At 69.9% G+C, this 19072-nt stretch carries 16 protein-coding genes; 14 read left to right on the top strand and 2 right to left on the bottom strand.

All coding sequences use genetic code 11. The features are described from left to right. Positions 1-322 precede the first annotated feature (322 nt). Positions 323-1168: a C40 family peptidase gene (locus ACPXCS_RS26710; protein WP_425949998.1), complete on the bottom strand. Its 846-nt coding sequence runs from the start codon at positions 1166-1168 to the stop codon at positions 323-325. A gap of 724 nt (positions 1169-1892) precedes the next feature. On the opposite strand from ACPXCS_RS26710, the gene ACPXCS_RS26705 reads away from it, so the two are divergent. From ACPXCS_RS26705 to nuoN, 14 genes are read left to right on the top strand one after another with little or no spacing between them, the layout of a single operon-like run. Next, positions 1893-2252, top strand: a complete 360-nt coding sequence (locus tag ACPXCS_RS26705; protein WP_003974383.1) for an NADH-quinone oxidoreductase subunit A — start codon at positions 1893-1895, stop codon at positions 2250-2252. Positions 2253-2265: 13 nt separating this feature from the next. After that, complete coding sequence (locus ACPXCS_RS26700; protein WP_018528252.1) at positions 2266-2820, top strand: NuoB/complex I 20 kDa subunit family protein; 555 nt, start codon at positions 2266-2268, stop codon at positions 2818-2820. Beyond that, complete coding sequence (locus tag ACPXCS_RS26695; protein ID WP_425949996.1) at positions 2817-3596, top strand: NADH-quinone oxidoreductase subunit C; 780 nt, start codon at positions 2817-2819, stop codon at positions 3594-3596. Before ACPXCS_RS26700 ends, ACPXCS_RS26695 begins: the two co-directional genes overlap by 4 nt. Next, entirely contained in the window at positions 3593-4915 is a 1323-nt protein-coding gene (locus tag ACPXCS_RS26690) for an NADH-quinone oxidoreductase subunit D (RefSeq protein WP_425949994.1), read from the top strand. Before ACPXCS_RS26695 ends, ACPXCS_RS26690 begins: the two co-directional genes overlap by 4 nt. Beyond that, complete coding sequence (gene nuoE / locus ACPXCS_RS26685) at positions 4912-5772, top strand: NADH-quinone oxidoreductase subunit NuoE (RefSeq protein ID WP_425949993.1); 861 nt, start codon at positions 4912-4914, stop codon at positions 5770-5772. The genes ACPXCS_RS26690 and nuoE overlap by 4 nt, the downstream gene beginning before the upstream one ends. After that, the gene (nuoF, locus tag ACPXCS_RS26680; protein WP_425949991.1) at positions 5772-7118 is read left to right on the top strand and encodes an NADH-quinone oxidoreductase subunit NuoF; all 1347 of its coding nucleotides are present in this window, start codon (positions 5772-5774) and stop codon (positions 7116-7118) included. The genes nuoE and nuoF overlap by 1 nt, the downstream gene beginning before the upstream one ends. Then, on the top strand, positions 7115-9619 hold the full coding sequence (locus ACPXCS_RS26675; RefSeq protein ID WP_425949990.1) for an NADH-quinone oxidoreductase subunit G: 2505 nt from the start codon (positions 7115-7117) through the stop codon (positions 9617-9619). The genes nuoF and ACPXCS_RS26675 overlap by 4 nt, the downstream gene beginning before the upstream one ends. Positions 9620-9639: 20 nt before the next feature. Continuing rightward, on the top strand, positions 9640-11016 hold the full coding sequence (gene nuoH / locus ACPXCS_RS26670; protein ID WP_425950205.1) for an NADH-quinone oxidoreductase subunit NuoH: 1377 nt from the start codon (positions 9640-9642) through the stop codon (positions 11014-11016). Then, the gene (nuoI, locus tag ACPXCS_RS26665; RefSeq protein WP_425949988.1) at positions 11009-11674 is read left to right on the top strand and encodes an NADH-quinone oxidoreductase subunit NuoI; all 666 of its coding nucleotides are present in this window, start codon (positions 11009-11011) and stop codon (positions 11672-11674) included. Before nuoH ends, nuoI begins: the two co-directional genes overlap by 8 nt. Further along, positions 11671-12513, top strand: coding sequence for an NADH-quinone oxidoreductase subunit J (locus tag ACPXCS_RS26660; RefSeq protein WP_425949986.1), 843 nt, complete (start codon positions 11671-11673; stop codon positions 12511-12513). Before nuoI ends, ACPXCS_RS26660 begins: the two co-directional genes overlap by 4 nt. Continuing rightward, the gene (nuoK, locus tag ACPXCS_RS26655) at positions 12510-12809 is read left to right on the top strand and encodes an NADH-quinone oxidoreductase subunit NuoK (protein WP_003992252.1); all 300 of its coding nucleotides are present in this window, start codon (positions 12510-12512) and stop codon (positions 12807-12809) included. Before ACPXCS_RS26660 ends, nuoK begins: the two co-directional genes overlap by 4 nt. Positions 12810-12824: 15 nt before the next feature. Further along, the gene (gene nuoL, locus ACPXCS_RS26650) at positions 12825-14789 is read left to right on the top strand and encodes an NADH-quinone oxidoreductase subunit L (protein ID WP_425949984.1); all 1965 of its coding nucleotides are present in this window, start codon (positions 12825-12827) and stop codon (positions 14787-14789) included. A gap of 5 nt (positions 14790-14794) precedes the next feature. Beyond that, positions 14795-16366 (top strand): NADH-quinone oxidoreductase subunit M, encoded by a 1572-nt coding sequence (locus ACPXCS_RS26645; protein ID WP_425949982.1) that lies wholly within the window; start codon positions 14795-14797, stop codon positions 16364-16366. Then, complete coding sequence (nuoN, locus tag ACPXCS_RS26640) at positions 16363-18012, top strand: NADH-quinone oxidoreductase subunit NuoN (RefSeq protein ID WP_425949981.1); 1650 nt, start codon at positions 16363-16365, stop codon at positions 18010-18012. The genes ACPXCS_RS26645 and nuoN overlap by 4 nt, the downstream gene beginning before the upstream one ends. Before the next feature lie 73 nt (positions 18013-18085). Here the strand turns inward: nuoN and ACPXCS_RS26635 are convergent, their stop codons facing one another. Further along, a complete protein-coding gene (locus tag ACPXCS_RS26635) occupies positions 18086-18682 on the bottom strand; it encodes a hypothetical protein (RefSeq protein WP_425949980.1) in 597 nt (198 codons plus the stop codon). Positions 18683-19072: the final 390 nt, after the last annotated feature.

Genomic DNA, 19072 nt, shown 5'->3' with positions numbered 1-19072 from the left:
CGCACGCCCCGTCGTCCCCTCACGCCCCGCCGTCTTCTCACGCCCCGTCAAGACACCGCCGGGTGGGAACAATCCGGGCACAGGGTGCCGCCGGGCCCAGGAGCCGTGCCGACCGCCGGGTCCGGAGCCCCCTGAAGCGCGTGGACGAGCCGCGGCGCCGGCTCGCCTCGCCCGAATGCCTTCGGCCCCGGCGAGGCGCTCACAGGGGCCCTGGAGGGCCGTGAAGACGCACCGGGGTGTCCCGGACAGGCCGCGAGGGCCGTTGCCCCCGAGCGGCAGCGGCCCTCTTGCCCCTTATGCGTGCGTCAGTGCGGAAGTGATGTCAGAGGACGCGCACCGCGCCCGACGCCGGGTAGCCCGACAGGTCCTGGATGACGACGCCCTTGGACGGGTTGGCCGCGTCCAGGTACTGGCCGTTGCCGATGTAGACGCCCACGTGGTACGCGGAGCCCTTGCCGCCCCAGTACAGGATGTCGCCGACCTGGACGTCGGACAGCGGCACGTCCGTACCGGCCATCGACTGGTCCTGCGAGACGCGCGGCAGGTCCACACCCACCTGCTTGTACGCGGCCTGCACGAGGGAGGAGCAGTCCCAGGCGTTGGGACCGGTGGCGCCCATGACGTAGGCGTCGCCCACCTGCGCCTTGAGGAAGGCGATGACGGTGGCGACGCTGCCGCTGGCGGGCGCCGAGACCGACGTGGAGGCGGAGGCGGACGTGGACGTGGACGCGGACAGGGTGGCGCGCTCGGCGCTGCGCTCGGCGCGCTCGGCGGCGGCCTTGCGAGCGGCCTCGGCGGCCTTCTTCTTGGCCTCGGCCTTCTTCTTCGCCTCGGCGAGGTCCTTCTTGGCCTCCGCGGCGGCCTTGGCGGCGGCGGCGTCACGCTCTGCGCGCAGCTCGTAGTTCGCGGCGGCCTGCTGCGTGGCGGCCGCGGACTGGGCGACCTGAGCGGACATGTCGGCCGTCAGGGTGGGCAGTTCGATGGTCTGCGTCACCGGCTCGGCGGCGTTCGCCGAGGCCGACGCACCCGCCGCTGCCATGCTGAGAACGCCACCGGCAACTCCGGCACGCATGGCGATCGAAGAGGTCGCGCTGCGGCGGGGCTTCCGGTGGCTGCGTATGTGAGCGGTGTGGGACATGGGAACAACCGGTACCAGGGGCTCCTTCATATCTTCAAGAAACGTGTGCTGCGCCACAGTTGTTCAACCGAGGGCCCAAAACCCCCGAACGAGCCCCTTTATTGACGCCGTAACGGACATTGCGGGCGCGGTGTAACCGGCCTGTGATCACGGTGTTTGATCAATACGCCCGAATTGCCCCGCGCCTACCACTGGTTGGGTTGATTGGCCAAGCCCCGTTCTCATGGACCTCTCATCAATGTGACGGAGGTCACGGAACGGTCGTCCCGGTCGTCGCGTCCCGGCGCGCGGATCACGGCCGGATCACGGCCCCGCGAAGATCGTGAACGTTTGCACGCGTCCACACCCCGCCCCATGACCCCCCTGAGGTGTGAACGCGCCTCTATCAAGAGATCGAGTCCATCGCCAATTTGCATGCACGCGAACTCTCTTGATATTGAGACGCGCCCTCCGAGCTGCGCTGACGAGCCAAAATGTCACCTCTGGTGATCACTCGGACGCTTCGCGTGTGAAGATCACCGCTCATCCGACTTCATGATCGATCGTCAGGTGGTGGAGATCACAAAGCTTGTGCAATACCCCGTGTCGCAGATCACAGAGCGTCGGGCATAAGATGCACGCGGTTGGGCTTGTGACCTGCTTCACATGTTCCCGATCTTCGCCGGGGCGGGCGAGGTTCAGGGAACGGGTGGGCCGGCTGTGAGTCCGATGCAAACCGCCAGCAGTCAGTGCCGACTGAGAGGAGCGAGGAGCGGTGAACGCTTATGCGCCCATCCTCGTACTGGGAGCCCTCGGGGCAGGCTTTGCGATCTTCTCCGTGGTCATGGCCACGCTGATCGGTCCGAAGCGGTACAACCGCGCCAAGCTCGAGGCGTACGAGTGCGGTATCGAGCCGACCCCCACGCCGGCCGGCGGCGGGCGCTTCCCCATCAAGTACTACCTGACGGCGATGCTCTTCATCATCTTCGATATCGAGATCGTCTTCCTCTACCCCTGGGCCGTCACCTTCGACGCCCTGGGGATCTTCGGGCTCGTGGAGATGCTGCTCTTCGTGCTCACCGTCTTCGTCGCGTACGCGTACGTATGGCGGCGCGGCGGCCTGGAATGGGACTGAGGGGCCACACGTCATGGGACTCGAAGAAAAGCTGCCGAGCGGCTTCCTGCTGACCACCGTCGAGCAGGCCGCGGGCTGGGTGCGCAAGTCGTCCGTCTTCCCCGCCACGTTCGGACTCGCCTGTTGCGCCATCGAGATGATGACCACCGGCGCCGGCCGCTACGACCTGGCGCGCTTCGGCATGGAGGTCTTCCGGGGCTCGCCGCGGCAGGCGGACCTGATGATCGTCGCCGGCCGGGTCAGCCAGAAGATGGCGCCGGTGCTGCGACAGGTCTACGACCAGATGCCGAACCCCAAGTGGGTGATCTCCATGGGGGTCTGCGCCTCCTCGGGCGGCATGTTCAACAACTACGCGATCGTCCAGGGCGTCGACCACATCGTGCCGGTCGACATCTACCTCCCCGGCTGCCCGCCACGGCCGGAGATGCTGATGGACGCCATCCTCAAGCTCCACCAGAAGATCCAGTCCTCCAAGCTCGGCGTGAACGCCGAGGAGGCGGCCCGCGAGGCGGAGGAGGCGGCGCTCAAGGCCCTGCCCACGATCGAGATGAAGGGGCTGCTGCGATGAGCGACGCGAACGGCGCGAACGGCGCTGGTGGCGCGAACGGCGCGGGTGGCGCGGGTGGCGCCAACCCCGAGAAGGACCTCAGCGCGTCGAACCTCCCGGGCCAGCGCGGCCAGGGCGGCGAGGAGATCCGCGTCCAGCGCGGCATGTTCGGCGCGAACAACGGCGGCGACACCTCCGGCTACGGCGGCCTCGTCCGCTCGGTCCGGCTCCCGGGACCGGCGAACCGCCCCTACGGCGGCTGGTTCGACGAGGTCGCCGACGAACTGGAGGGGGCCCTGGAGGAACAGGGACTGCTTCCGGAGAACGCCATCGAGAGGACGGTCGTCGACCGCGACGAGCTGACCTTCCACATCGAGCGCGAGCACCTGGTCCGCGTCGCCCGCACCCTGCGCGACGACCCGGCCCTGCGCTTCGAGCTGTGCACCGGCGTCAGCGGCGTCCACTACCCGAACGACAAGGGCCGCGAGCTGCACGCCGTCTACCACCTGCGCTCGATCACCCACAACCGGGTGATCCGCCTGGAGGTCAGCGCCCCCGACAGCGACCCGCACATCCCGTCCCTGTTCTCGGTCTACCCGACCAACGACTGGCACGAGCGCGAGACGTACGACTTCTTCGGCATCGTCTTCGACGGCCACCCCGCCCTGACGCGGATCATGATGCCGGACGACTGGCAGGGCTTCCCGCAGCGCAAGGACTACCCCCTCGGCGGCATCCCCGTCGAGTACAAGGGCGCCCAGATCCCGGCTCCGGACCAGCGGAGGTCGTACTCATGAGCACTTCCCACGCCTCCCCTCGGGAGACCACCGAAGGCACCGTCTACACGGTCACCGGCGGCGACTGGGACGAGGTCGTCCAGTCCGCCGCCCGCGCCGACGACGAGCGCATCGTCGTCAACATGGGCCCGCAGCACCCGTCCACGCACGGCGTGCTCCGCCTGATCCTGGAGATCGAGGGCGAGACCGTCACCGAGGCCCGCTGCGGCATCGGCTACCTCCACACCGGCATCGAGAAGAACCTCGAGTACCGGACGTGGACGCAGGGCACCACGTTCGTGACGCGCATGGACTACCTGACGCCGTTCTTCAACGAGACGGCGTACTGCCTCGGCGTCGAGAAGCTCCTCGGCATCGAGGACCAGATCCCGGACCGCGCCTCGGTCATCCGCGTGCTCCTGATGGAGCTGAACCGGCTGTCCTCGCACCTGGTGTGCATCGCCACCGGCGGCATGGAGCTCGGCGCCACCACGATCATGATCTACGGCTTCCGTGATCGTGAACTGATTCTCGACATCTACGAGCTGATCACCGGCCTGCGGATGAACCACGCGTACATCCGCCCCGGCGGTCTCGCCCAGGACCTGCCGCCCGGCGCCGTGGACCAGATCCGCGAGTTCGTGAAGAAGATGAAGAAGAACCTCCCGGAGTACGACAAGCTCGCCACCGGGAACCCCATCTTCAAGGCCCGTATGCAGGACGTCGGCTACCTCGACCTGGCGGGCTGCATGGCCCTCGGCGCGACGGGCCCGATCCTGCGCTCCACCGGCCTGCCGCACGACCTGCGCAAGGCGCAGCCGTACTGCGGCTACGAGACGTACGACTTCGACGTCCCGACCGCCGACACCTGCGACTCCTACGGGCGCTTCCTGATCCGGCTGGAGGAGATGCGCCAGTCGCTCAGGATCATCGAGCAGTGCCTGGACCGGCTCCAGCCCGGCCCGGTCATGGTCGCCGACAAGAAGATCGCCTGGCCCGCCCAGCTCGCCCTGGGCCCCGACGGGCTCGGCAACTCCCTCGACCACATCAAGAAGATCATGGGCACCTCCATGGAGGCCCTGATCCACCACTTCAAGCTGGTCACCGAGGGCTTCCGGGTCCCGCCCGGCCAGGCCTACGCGGCGGTCGAGTCGCCCAAGGGCGAGCTCGGGGTGCACGTCGTGTCCGACGGCGGCACCCGCCCCTACCGGGTCCACTTCCGCGACCCGTCCTTCACCAACCTGCAGGCGATGGCGGCGATGTGCGAGGGCGGCCAGGTCGCCGACGTCATCGTCGCGGTCGCGTCCATCGACCCCGTGATGGGAGGCGTCGACCGGTGACCACCTCTTCTTCCGAGCGGGGCGTCAGCCTGGGCATGCCCGAACTGCCCGCACCGGCCTACCCGGACGACGTCCGGGCCCGGCTGGAGACCGACGCGCGCGAGATCATCGCCCGCTACCCGGACTCCCGGTCCGCCCTGCTGCCGCTGCTGCACCTCGTCCAGTCGGAGGAGGGCCACGTCACGCGCACCGGCATGCGGTTCTGCGCGGACGTGCTCGGCCTGACCACGGCCGAGGTCACCGCCGTCGCGACCTTCTACACCATGTACCGGCGCCGCCCCAGCGGCGACTACCAGGTCGGGGTGTGCACCAACACCCTGTGCGCCGTCATGGGCGGGGACGCGATCTACGAGGAGCTCCAGGAGCACCTCGGCGTCGGCAACGGCGAGACCACCGACGACGGCAAGGTCACCCTGGAGCACATCGAGTGCAACGCGGCCTGCGACTTCGCGCCGGTCGTGATGGTCAACTGGGAGTTCTTCGACAACCAGACCCCCGACAGCGCCAAGCGCCTCGTCGACGACCTGCGCGCCGGACGCCCGGTCACGCCCACGCGCGGGGCCCCGCTGTGCACCTTCAAGGACACCGCCCGGATCCTGGCCGGTTTCCCCGACGAGCGGGACGGCGCCGTCGAGTCCGGGGGGAGCGCGGGACCGGCCTCCCTGGTCGGCCTGAAGCTCGCCAAGGGCGAGGCGTCCCCCGCGCGCGTGGTGCACCCGCGCGGCGAGGCGGCCCGCACCGGGGCACCGCACGACCCGTCACCGACGGAGCACTTGAGCTCGCACGACGCGCCGCAGGACACGTCGGCCTCCGACCCGGCCCACCCGGCCGGGCCCGCAGCCGAGGAGGGGGAGTGATGACCTTGGCACCCGAGCTGAAAGACATGAGCCCCGAGAAGCTGCTCGCACCGGTGTTGTCGGCCTTCTGGGACCAGGACGAGTCCTGGACGCTGGACGTCTACCGGCGGCACGACGGCTACGAAGGGCTGCGCAAGGCGCTCGCCATGTCGCCGGACGACGTGATCGCGTACGTCAAGGAGTCCGGACTGCGCGGACGCGGCGGCGCCGGGTTCCCGACGGGCATGAAGTGGCAGTTCATCCCGCAGGGGGACGGAAAGCCGCACTATCTTGTTGTCAACGCCGACGAGTCGGAGCCCGGGACGTGCAAGGACATCCCGCTCCTCTTCGCGAACCCGCACAGCCTCATCGAGGGCATGATCATCGCGTGTTACGCCATCCGGTCGTCGCACGCCTTCATCTACCTGCGTGGTGAAGTCGTCCCGGTCCTGCGGCGGTTGCACTCCGCCGTACGCGAGGCGTACGCGGCGGGCTTCCTCGGCGAGAACATCCTGGACAGCGGGCTCGATCTCGACATCACCGTGCACGCGGGCGCGGGCGCGTACATCTGCGGTGAGGAGACCGCACTGCTCGACTCGCTCGAAGGCCGCCGGGGCCAACCGCGGCTCCGTCCCCCCTTCCCTGCCGTCGCGGGCCTCTACGCGTGCCCGACTGTGGTGAACAACGTCGAATCGATCGCGTCGGTTCCCGCGATCATGAACCGGGGCAAGGACTGGTTCCGGTCGATGGGGAGCGAGAAGTCGCCCGGCTTCACGCTCTACTCCCTCTCCGGCCACGTCGCCAGCCCCGGTCAGTACGAGGCGCCGCTCGGCATCACGCTCCGCCAGCTGCTCGACATGAGCGGCGGGATGCGCCCCGGGCACCGCCTGAAGTTCTGGACGCCGGGCGGCTCCTCGACCCCGATGTTCACCGACGAGCACCTCGACGTCCCCCTTGACTACGAAGGAGTGGGCGCCGCGGGTTCCATGCTCGGCACCAAGGCCCTCCAGTGCTTCGACGAGACGACCTGCGTGGTCCGCGCCGTCACCCGCTGGACCGAGTTCTACGCCCACGAGTCCTGCGGCAAGTGCACACCCTGCCGTGAAGGGACCTACTGGCTCGTGCAGCTGCTGCGCGACATCGAGGCCGGCAAGGGACGCATGTCCGACCTCGACAAGCTGAACGACATCGCCGACAACATCAACGGCAAGTCCTTCTGCGCCCTCGGCGACGGTGCCGCCTCGCCGATCTTCTCCTCGCTCAAGTACTTCCGCGAGGAGTACGAGCAGCACATCACGGGCCGGGGCTGCCCCTTCGACCCGGCCAAGTCGACGGCCTGGGCCGACCGCACGGAGGTGAACGCATGACCGTGACCACCAGCTCTCCCTCCGGCGGGGGAGAAGCGGCGGTCCCGCCGGAGGACCTCGTGTCGCTGACGATCGACGGCGCCGAGGTCAGCGTGCCCAAGGGCACCCTGGTCATCCGGGCCGCCGAACAGCTCGGCATCGAGATCCCCCGGTTCTGCGACCACCCCCTCCTGGACCCGGCCGGCGCCTGCCGCCAGTGCATCGTCGAGGTCGAGGGCCAGCGCAAGCCGATGGCCTCCTGCACCATCACCTGCACCGACGGCATGGTCGTCAAGACCCACCTCAGCTCGCCGGTCGCGGAGAAGGCCCAGAAGGGTGTGATGGAGCTGCTGCTCATCAACCACCCGCTGGACTGCCCGGTCTGCGACAAGGGCGGCGAGTGCCCGCTGCAGAACCAGGCCATGTCGCACGGCGACGCCGAGTCCCGCTTCGAGGGCCGCAAGCGGACCTACGAGAAGCCCGTCCCGATCTCCACGCAGGTGCTGCTCGACCGCGAGCGGTGCGTGCTGTGCGCCCGCTGCACCCGCTTCTCCAACCAGGTCGCGGGCGACCCGATGATCGAGCTGATCGAGCGGGGCGCGCTCCAGCAGGTCGGCACCGGCGAGGGCGACCCGTTCGAGTCGTACTTCTCCGGCAACACCATCCAGATCTGCCCCGTGGGAGCGCTGACCTCGGCGGCGTACCGGTTCCGCTCCCGCCCCTTCGACCTGGTCTCCTCCCCGTCGGTGTGCGAGCACTGCTCCGGCGGCTGCGCCACGCGCACCGACCACCGGCGCGGCAAGGTCATGCGCCGGCTCGCGGCGAACGACCCCGAGGTCAACGAGGAGTGGATCTGCGACAAGGGGCGGTTCGCCTTCCGGTACGCCCAGCAGCGCGACCGGCTCCAGACGCCTCTGGTGCGCAACGCCGAGGGCGACCTCGAACCGGCCTCCTGGCCGGAGGCCCTGCAGATCGCCGCGCAGGGACTGCTCGCCTCCCGGGGCCGCACCGGCGTGCTGACCGGCGGCCGCCTCACGGTCGAGGACGCCTACGCGTACAGCAAGTTCGCGCGCGTGGCGCTCGACACCAACGACATCGACTTCCGCGCGCGCGTGCACAGCGGCGAGGAGGCCGACTTCCTCGCCGCCCGGATCGCCGGGCGCGGCCGGGACCTCGACGGCACGGGCGTCACGTACTCCGCGCTGGAGAAGGCCCCGGCCGTCCTGCTCGTCGGGTTCGAGGCGGAGGAGGAGGCGCCCGGCGTCTTCCTGCGGCTGCGCAAGGCCTGGCGCAAGCACGGGCAGCGGACCTTCTCGCTCGCCACCCACGGCACCCGGGGTCTCGAGAAGGCCGGCGGCACCCTGCTCCCGGCGGCTCCCGGCACCGAGACCGAGTGGCTGGACGCGCTCGCGAGCGGTGTCGGCCTGGAGGACGGCGGGGCGCTCGCCGCCGAGGCGCTGCGCGCCGAGGGCGCGGTGATCGTCGTCGGTGAGCGGCTGGCCGCCGTGGCCGGCGGTCTGACGGCCGCCGTCCGCACCGCCGCCGCCACCGGAGCCCGGCTGGTGTGGATCCCGCGCCGGGCCGGGGAGCGCGGCGCCGTCGAGGCGGGCGCGCTGCCGTCGCTGCTGCCGGGCGGCCGCCCGGCCACCGACCCGCGCGCGCGGGACGAGGTCGCCGCCGTCTGGGGCGTCGCCGGACTGCCGCACCGCTACGGCCGGGACACCGGCCAGATCGTCGAGGCCGCCGCGACCGGTGAGCTGCAGGCACTGCTGGTGGCGGGCGTGGAGATCGCCGACCTGCCCGACCCGGCACGCGCGCGTGCGGCGCTCGACGAGGTCGGCTTCCTGGTCTCGCTCGAACTGCGGCCCAGCGAGGTGTCCCGCAAGGCCGACGTGGTCCTGCCCGTCGCGGCGGTCGCCGAGAAGGCCGGCACCTTCCTCAACTGGGAAGGCCGGGTCCGCTCCTTCGAGGCCGCGCTTAAGCCCGACCAGATGACCCGCACGCTCGCGCCCACCGACGCGCGCGTGCTGCAGATGCTCGCCGACGCCATGGACGTCCACCTCGGACTGCCCGATCTGCGCACCGTGCGCGCGGAGATCGACCGGCTCGGCGCCTGGGACGGACCGCGCGCCACCGAGCCCCTGGAGACCGCGGCCGCGCTGCCCCGTCCCGCCGCCGGGGAGGCCGTGCTCGCCGGGCACCGGCTCCTGCTCGACCAGGGCGTGCTGCAGCAGGGCGACGAGGCCCTCGCCGGCACCCGGCACGCCGCACACGCGCGGGTGTCGGCCGCCACGGCCGCCGAGGCGGGCGTCAAGGACGGCGACCTCCTCGCGGTCACCGGCCCCGAGGGAGCCGTCGCCCTGCCGCTGCAGATCAGCGACATGCCCGACCGGGTGGTGTGGCTGCCGCTGAACTCCGCCGGCGGGGGCGTCGCCTCCGACACCGGGGCGCGGCCCGGCTCCCTCGTCCGCATCGGCCCGGCGACGCTCGCCGGCGAGGCCCCCAAGGAGGTGGAGGCATGAGCCCCCAAGGAGGTGGAGGCCTGAGCCCGTACCTCGCCGCTGAGGACCTCTCCCTGTTCGGCACCGACCCGTGGTGGCTGGTCGTCATCAAGGCGGTGTTCTGCTTCGCCTTCCTGATGGTGACCGTGCTGATCTCCATCGTCATGGAGCGCAAGGTCGTCGCCTGGATGCAGCTGCGCATCGGCCCCAACCGGCACGGCCCCTGGGGCATGCTCCAGTCGCTCGCCGACGGCATCAAGCTGATGCTGAAGGAGGATGTGATCGTCAAGCGCGCGGACAAGGCGGTGTACGTCCTCGCGCCGATCGTCGCCGCCGTCCCGGCCTTCATGGCGATCGCCGTGATCCCGTTCGGCCCCGCGGGCAACGAGATCTCGATCTTCGGCCAGCGCACCACGATGCAGCTCACCGACCTGCCGATCGCGATGCTCTACATCCTCGCGGTCGCCTCGGTCGGCATCTACGGCATCGTCCTGGCGGGCTGGAGCTCCGGCTCGACGTACCCGCTGCTCGGCGGCCTGCGCTCCTGCGCGCAGATGATCTCCTACGAGATCGCGATGGGCGCCGCCTTCGCCTCCGTGTTCCTCTACTCCGGCTCGATGTCGACGTCCACGATCGTGGAGGGGCAGACCGACCGCTGGTACATCCTGCTGCTGCCGGTCTCCTTCATCCTCTACATCGTCACGATGGTCGGCGAGACCAACCGCGCCCCCTTCGACATGCCGGAGTCCGAGGGCGACCTGGTCGGCGGCTTCAACACCGAGTACTCGTCGATCAAGTTCGCGATGTTCATGCTCGCCGAGTACGTCAACATGGTGACCGTCTCGGCCGTCGCCACCACGCTCTTCCTCGGCGGCTGGCGGGCCCCCTGGCCCATCAGCACCTTCTGGGAGGGCGCCAACCACGGCTGGTGGCCGCTGCTGTGGTTCACCGTCAAGGTCCAGCTGCTGCTGTTCATGTTCATCTGGATCCGCGGCACCCTCCCGCGCGTCCGCTACGACCAGCTGATGAAGCTCGGCTGGAAGGTCCTCATCCCGGTCTCGCTGGTCTGGCTGATGCTCGTCGCGAGCGTCCGGGCCCTGCGCAACGAGGGCTACGACTTCGCCGACATCGCGCTCTACGTCGGCGGCGCCGTCCTCGCCCTGCTCCTGCTCTCCTTCGTCGCCGACATGTTCCGTGAGAGGACCAAGCAGGCCGAACCGCCGGCCGAGACGCCGGCCGCCTTCGACCCCATGGCGGGCGGATTCCCCGTACCGCCCCTGCCGGGACAGGAACTTCCGCCGGTTCCGCGACGGCCCTCGCGCCGTGAGCGTGAGCTGATTTTCAGTGGTGGGCCCGATACTCAGAGTGACGGATCTCTGGGCGGATCTACGGAGGGAAAGGAGGCGTCCGATGGCTGAGGAACTCGAGCGTTCGCAGGCCGAGGAACCGAAGGACACCAAGCCCGGCTTCATGAACCCCGTCGCCGGCTTCGGCGTGACCTTCAAGGCCATGTTCAAGAAGCGGCTGACCGAGCAGTACCCCGAGCAGCCGAAGACCACGGCCCCGCGCTTCCACGGACGGCACCAGCTCAACCGCCATCCGGACGGCCTGGAGAAGTGCGTCGGCTGCGAACTGTGCGCCTGGGCCTGCCCCGCCGACGCGATCTACGTCGAGGGCGCGGACAACACCGAAGAGGAGCGCTACTCGCCCGGCGAGCGCTACGGGCGCGTCTACCAGATCAACTACGCCCGCTGCATCCTGTGCGGGCTGTGCATCGAGGCCTGCCCCACGCGCGCGCTCACGATGACGAACGAGTTCGAGCTGGCCGACTCCAGCCGCGCCAACCTCATCTACACCAAGGAGCAGCTGCTCGCGGGCCTGGAGGAGGGCATGGTCGACACCCCCCACGCCATCTACCCGGGCACGGACGAACAGGACTACTACCGGGGCCTGGTGACGGAAGCCGCCCCCGGCACGGAGCGTCAGGTCGCCCACTCCAAGGGCGAGGTGGTGCAGGAGGCCGACTCGACCTTCGGCGACAGCGAGCCGGCGTCGAAGAAGGTGATCGGCCGATGACCGCCCAGCTCGCCGCCTACTCCACCTCCACCGGAGAGGCCGTCCAGTTCTGGATCCTCGGCACCGTCGCGGTGATCGGCGCCCTGTGCACCATCCTGATGCGGCGGGCCGTGCACAGCGCGCTGTGCCTGGCCGGGACCATGATCATCCTGGCGGTGTTCTACCTGGCCAACGGCGCCTACTTCCTGGGCGTCGTCCAGATCGTCGTCTACACCGGCGCGATCATGATGCTGTTCCTGTTCGTGGTGATGCTGGTCGGCGTCACCGCGGCGGACTCCCTGAAGGAGACCATCAAGGGCCAGCGCTGGCTGGCCCTGCTGTGCGGGCTCGGGTTCGGCGTCCTGCTGATCGCCGGGATCGGCAACGCCTCCCTGACGGAGTTCAACGGCATCGGCCAGGCGAACGCCGGGGGCAACGTGGAGGGCATCGCCGCCCTCATCTTCACCAGGTACGTCTTCGCCTTCGAGATCACCGGCGCCCTGCTCATCACGGCCGCCGTCGGCGCCATGGTGCTCACCCACCGCGAGCGCACCGAGCGCGCCAAGACCCAGCGCGAACTCGCCGAGGAGCGCGTGCGCAAGGGCACGTACCTGCCGCCGCTGCCGGCGCCCGGTGTCTACGCCCGGCACAACGCGGTCGACATCGCGGGCCTGCTGCCCGACGGCACCCCCTCCGACCTCACCGTCAGCAAGACGCTGCGCGAGCGGGGTCAGGTCCGGGACGTGTCGCAGGAGGCGCTCAACGACCTGCGGGCCCTGGAGCAGCGTGCCGAGGAGCGCCTGGAGCGGAAGGCCGTCGAGCCGGCCACGTTCAAGCGGCCCGAGGAGGCATCGAAGTGAATCCGGTCAACTACCTCTATCTCGCGGCCCTGCTCTTCACGATCGGCGCCACCGGCGTGCTGATCAGGCGCAACGCGATCGTGGTGTTCATGTGCATCGAGCTGATGCTCAACGCCTGCAATCTCGCGTTCGTCGCCTTCTCCCGGATGCACGGCAACCTCGACGGCCAGATCATCGCGTTCTTCACGATGGTCGTCGCCGCCGCGGAGGTCGTGGTGGGCCTCGCGATCATCGTGTCCCTGTTCCGTGCCCGCCACTCGGCCTCGGTCGACGACGCCAGCCTGATGAAGCTGTAAGGGGTCGGGAGAATCGTGGAGAACCTGATTGCGCTGCTGGTGGCGGCGCCCCTGCTCGGAGCGGCGGTCCTGCTGTGCGGCGGCCGCCGGCTGGACGCCGTCGGCCACTGGCTCGGCACCCTGCTCGCGGCCGTCTCCTTCGTGCTCGGCCTGGTGCTGTTCAGCGACATGCTCGCCCAGGACGCCGACCAGCGCGTCATGAGCCAGCACCTGTTCAGCTGGATCCCCGTCGAGGGCTTCCAGGCGGACATCGCCTTCCAGCTCGACCAGCTGTCCATGACGTTCGTCCTGCTCATCACGGGCGTTGGATCGCTGATCCACCTGTACTCCATCGGGTACATGGAGCACGACGAGCGGCGCCGCCGCTTCTTCGGCTATCTGAACCTGTTCCTCGCGGCGATGCTGATCCTCGTCCTCGCCGACAACTACCTGCTGCTGTACGTCGGCTGGGAGGGCGTCGGTCTCGCCTCCTACCTGCTGATCGGCTTCTGGCAGCACAAGCCGAGCGCCGCCACGGCCGCGAAGAAGGCCTTCCTGGTCAACCGCGTCGGCGACATGGGCCTGTCGATCGCGATCATGCTGATGTTCCTGTGGTTCGGCACCTTCGCCTTCGGGCCGGTGCTCGGCAGCCACGAGGAGGCCGGGCTGGCCGGTGCCGCCGGTGAGGACAAACTGACCGCGATCGCCCTGATGCTGCTGCTCGCCGCCTGCGGCAAGTCCGCACAGGTGCCGCTGCAGTCCTGGCTCGGGGACGCGATGGAGGGCCCGACCCCGGTCTCGGCCCTCATCCACGCCGCGACCATGGTGACCGCGGGCGTCTACCTGATCGTCCGCTCCGGAGCCGTCTTCAACGGCGCCCCGGACGCGCAACTGGTCGTCACGATCGTCGGCGCGGTCACGCTCCTGTTCGGTGCGATCGTCGGTTGCGCGAAAGACGACATCAAGAAGGCCCTGGCCGGGTCGACCATGTCGCAGATCGGCTACATGATCCTCGCCGCGGGCCTCGGCCCCATCGGCTACGTCTTCGCGATCATGCACCTGGTGACGCACGGCTTCTTCAAGGCCGGCCTGTTCCTCGGCGCCGGTTCGGTCATGCACGGCATGAACGACGAGGTCGACATGCGCAGGTACGGCGGCCTGAGGAAGTACATGCCGGTCACCTTCGTCACCTTCGGCCTCGGCTACCTGGCGATCATCGGCTTCCCGGGCCTGTCCGGCTTCTTCTCCAAGGACAAGATCATCGAGTCGGCGTTCGCCAAGGGCGGCACCGAGGGCTGGATCCTCGGCGGCGTGGCCCTGCTGGGCGCGGCCATCACGGCGTTCTACATGACGCGCGTGATGCTGATGACGTTCTTCGGCGAGGAGCGCTGGCGCCACGCCCCGACGCCGTCCCCGGCCGAGCCGGACGTGGAGCCCGCGGCCGAGACGCGCGGCGAGTACACCCCGCCGCACCCGCACGAGTCGCCCAAGGTCATGACGATCCCGATGATCGTGCTGGCCGTCGGGTCGGTGGCGGGCGGCGCGTTCTTCAGCATCGGCGACCGGTTCCTGCACTGGCTGGAGCCGATCACCGGGCACGACCACGGCAACCCGCCGGTCAGCGCCCTCACGGTCACGCTGTCCACCGTCGCCGTGATGGTCCTCGGCGTCGCCCTCGCCTGGGCGCAGTACGGCCGCCGCCCGGTCCCGGCCGTCGCCCCGCGCGGCTCACTGCTCACCCGGGCCGCCCGCCGCGACCTGCTCCAGGACGACTTCAACCACGTCGTCCTGGTCCGCGGCGGCGAGCACCTCACGCGGTCCCTGGTCTACGTCGACCACACCCTGGTCGACGGCGTCGTCAACGGCACGGCGGCCTCGGTCGGCGGCCTGTCCGGGCGGATGCGCAGGCTGCAGAACGGCTTCGCCCGCTCCTACGCGGTCTCGATGTTCGGCGGCGCCGCGGTCATCGTCGCCGCGACCCTGCTGATGAGGGCGGTCTGATACCGATGTCCTTTCCTCTGCTGACAGCGACAGCGGCGCTCCCGGCCGTCGGGGCGATCGCCACGGCTGCCGTACCGGCCGCGCGGCGCACCGCCGCCAAGTGGCTCGCGCTGCTCTTCTCGCTCGCCACGCTCGTCCTGGCGATCGTCGTCATGGTCCGCTTCGACCCGGGCGGCGACCGCTACCAGCTCACCGAGTCGCACGCCTGGATCGCCGACTTCGGCGTCCGCTACGAACTGGGCGTGGACGGCATCGGCGTGGCGCTCATCGCGCTCACGGCGCTGCTGATCCCCTTCATCATCCTGGCGGGCTGGCACGACGCCGACCCCCTGGAGACCGGCAGCAGCCGGTGGCGGCCGACGCAGGGCTTCTTCGCCCTGATCCTCGCCGTCGAGGCGATGGTGATCCTCTCCTTCGAGGCCACCGACGTCTTCCTCTTCTACATCTTCTTCGAAGCCATGCTGATCCCGATGTACTTCCTCATCGGCGGCTTCGGGGACCGGGCCCACGAGCACGGCGAGAAGGCGGCGGCGACGCAACGCTCCTACGCCGCGGTGAAGTTCCTCCTCTACAACCTGGTCGGCGGCCTGATCATGCTGGCCGCGGTGATCGGCCTGTACGTGGTCGCGGGGAACTTCTCGCTCCAGGAGATCGCCGAGGCCCGGGCCAACGGCTCGCTGGACATGGCGACCAGCACCGAACGCTGGCTGTTCCTCGGCTTCTTCTTCGCCTTCGCGGTGAAGGCGCCGCTGTGGCCGCTGCACACCTGGCTGCCCAACGCCATGCAGGAGTCCACCGCCCCGGTCGCCGTGCTCATCACGGCGGTCGTCGACAAGGTCGGCACCTTCGCGATGCTCCGCTTCTGCCTCCAGCTCTTCCCGGAGGCCAGCAAGTGGGCCACGCCCGCGATCCTCGTCCTCGCCCTGATCAGCATCATCTACGGGGCGCTGCTCGCGGTCGGCCAGCGGGACATCAAGCGGCTGGTGGCCTACGCGTCGATCTCCCACTTCGGCTTCATCATCATGGGCATCTTCGCGATGACCAGCCAGGGCCAGTCCGGCGCGACGCTCTACATGATCAACCACGGCATCTCGACGGCCGCGCTGATGCTGGTCGCGGGCTTCCTGATCTCCCGGCGCGGCTCGCGGCTCATCGCCGACTACGGCGGGGTGCAGAAGGTCGCCCCGGTGCTGGCCGGCATGTTCCTGATCGGCAGCCTCGCGACGCTCTCCCTGCCGGGGCTGGCGCCGTTCGTCAGTGAGTTCCTGGTCCTGGTCGGCACGTTCACGCGCTATCCGGTGATCGGCATCATCGCCACCTTCGGCATCGTCCTCGCCGCGCTCTACACCCTCGTCCTCTACCAGCGGACGATGACGGGTCCGGTGAAACCCGAGGTCAGCGCCATGCCCGATCTCAGGGTGCGGGAAGTCGTGGTGGTCGCCCCGCTGGTCGTGCTGCTGATCTTCCTGGGCGTCTACCCGAAGCCCGTCACGGACATCGTCAACCCCGCCGTGGAGCAGACCATGTCCGACGTACAGAAGAAGGACCCCCAGCCCGAGGTGGAGGCGGCCAAGTGAGCGCATCAGCCGTCCACAGCCTGTGGACAACCGCGGCCGAGCCGATCACCAAGATCGACGCGCCCAAGTTCGAGTACGGCCAGCTGGCGCCCACCCTGATCGTCGTGGGAGCGGCGCTCGTCGGGATCCTGGTCGAGGCGTTCGTGCCGCGCCGATCCCGCTACTACGTGCAGATGTTCGTGTCCGTCGTCGCCCTGGCGGCCGCCTTCGCCGCGGTCGTCGCGCTCGCGGCCGACGGTTACGGCACGACCAAGGCACGCATCGCGGCGATGGGCGCGATCGCCGTCGACGGACCCGCCCTGTTCCTGCAGGGCACGATCCTGCTGGCGGCCCTGGTCGGCCTGTTCACCTTCGCCGAGCGGCGCCTGGACCCGGTGGTGCACGGCAACCGCGTCGACTCCTTCGCCGCGCAGGCCGCGTCCGTGCCGGGCAGCGAGAGCGAGAAGGCCGCGGTCAAGGCCGGGTTCACCACCACCGAGGTGTTCCCGCTGCTGCTGTTCGCGGTGGCCGGCATGCTGATCTTCCCGGCGGCCAACGACCTGCTGACGCTGTTCGTGGCCCTGGAGGTCTTCTCCCTCCCGCTGTACCTGCTGTGCGCCCTGGCCCGCCGCAAGCGGCTGATGTCCCAGGAGGCGGCGGTCAAGTACTTCCTGCTCGGCGCCTTCGCCTCCGCCTTCACCCTGTTCGGCATCGCGCTGCTGTACGGCTACGCGGGCTCGATGTCGTACGCGACGATCGCGCAGGTCGTCGACGGCACCGTCCAGGACGTCAACCCGGCGCTCGCCGGCACCATGGGCAACGACGCGCTGCTGCTGGTCGGCGCCGCGCTGCTGGTCATGGGTCTGCTGTTCAAGGTGGGCGCGGTGCCGTTCCACATGTGGACGCCGGACGTCTACCAGGGCGCGCCGACCCCGGTGACCGGCTTCATGGCGGCGGCGACGAAGGTGGCGGCCTTCGGCGCGCTGCTGCGGGTGCTGTACGTGGTCCTGCCCGGCCTGCGCTGGGACTGGCGCCCGGTGATGTGGGCCGTGGCGATCGTCACCATGCTGGGCGGTGCGATCGTCGCGATCACGCAGACCGACATCAAGCGGCTGCTGGCCTACTCGTCGATCGCGCACGCCGGGTTCATCCTCGCGGGTGTCATCGCGACCACGCCCGACGGCGTCTCGTCCGTCCTCTTCTACCTGGCCGCGTACTCGTTCGTGACGATCGGCGCCTTCGCGGTGGTCACGCTCGTGCGCGACGCGGGCGGTGAGGCGACGCACCTGTCCAAGTGGGCGGGGCTGGGCCGCCGTTCGCCGCTGGTGGCGGCCGTGTTCGCGGTGTTCCTGCTGGCCTTCGCCGGCATTCCGCTGACGTCCGGCTTCTCGGGCAAGTTCGCCGTGTTCAAGGCGGCGGCGGAGGGCGGGGCGGCCCCGCTCGTCGTCATCGGTGTGATCTCGTCGGCGATCGCGGCGTTCTTCTACATCCGCGTCATCGTGCTGATGTTCTTCAGCGAGCCGCGGCCCGAGGGCCCGACGGTGGCCGTGCCGTCGCCGCTGACCATGACGGCGATCGGCGTCGGTGTGGCGGTCACGCTGGTGCTCGGTGTGGCGCCGCAGTACTTCCTAGACCTGGCGGGACAGGCGGGCGTGTTCGTCCGCTGACGCCCCCGCCCGGGCACGCACGCGTGGGACCCGGTCTCCCCTCGGGGAGACCGGGTCCCTTCGCGTGAGCGGGTCAGGGGCAGTGCACCCGGGGGTTCCAGGGGTGGAAGACACCTCGGGGGTTGTCCGTGAAGATCCAGGCGTGCAGCGTGTAGACGACGCCCAGTCCGGGGATCTCCTCCGGCCCCTCGAAGCGCCGCTCGCCGAACATCACGGGGCGGTCCCGGTCCGTCCCCACCTTCTGGTCGGCGTCCCGGACGATCCACTCCACGGCCCCGGCGCGCAGCTTGCCGTGCTTGTCCTCGTGGTAGACGATCGCGGCCGGCTGCACCGGATCGGTGGAGTTGATCAGCCGCTGCTTGACGTAGTGGTGGCCCATGGCGCCCACGCCGGGCAGGGCGGCGCAGGGGCCGGCGGGCAGATAGCCGTCCCGGACGGCGCGCTGCACATGCTGGTAGTGGCGGGTGGCGGCGTAGGTCCGGACGAGCTCGGGCTCCGAGTCGTGACCGTGTCCGGCGCCGAGACCGTGTCGGGCGCCGAGACCGTGTCCGGCGCCGTAGCCGTAGCCGTAGCCGTAGCCGTGGGCGGGGGCGGTGCCGTGGGCGGGAGCGGCGGCGAGGGTGAGGACGGTGGTCAGGGCGAGGACGCAGGCGGCCTTCAGGGGGGACATGTCGAGTTGCTCCTTGCGGAGAGGGACGTCCGGGGACGGGCGCCCGTCCTGAGGGCGCGGTGGCGCCCGCTGGGGGGACAGGGCGGACGGGGGGCCATGGGCCGTGGGCCCCCCGACCGCGTGAGCAGCATCGCCCCGGCGGTGGGGCCGTGCCACGCGGGCCGTCCATTGGGCTGAGTCGAACGCGAGTGTGGGCGCACCGCACCGACCGGGTGGGACCTGTGGACAACTCCGGGGCTGTCGGTGCGGGCGCCTATGGTGGACGCAGTGGTCGAGGCGCGACGCACGGGGGACGCAACGATGGGCGCTACGGGCGGGATGGGTGTGATGACGGAACGGGACACGGTGACCGAAACCGATATCAGTGCCGGAGCCGGTGCCGGAGCGGAA

This window comes from Streptomyces sp. DT190 (genome assembly GCF_049846985.1).
In the GTDB taxonomy this organism is placed as follows: Bacteria; Actinomycetota; Actinomycetes; order Streptomycetales; family Streptomycetaceae; genus Streptomyces.
The sequence above is the reverse complement of the archived record's forward strand: the minus strand, read 5'-3'. Positions and strand labels throughout refer to the sequence as shown.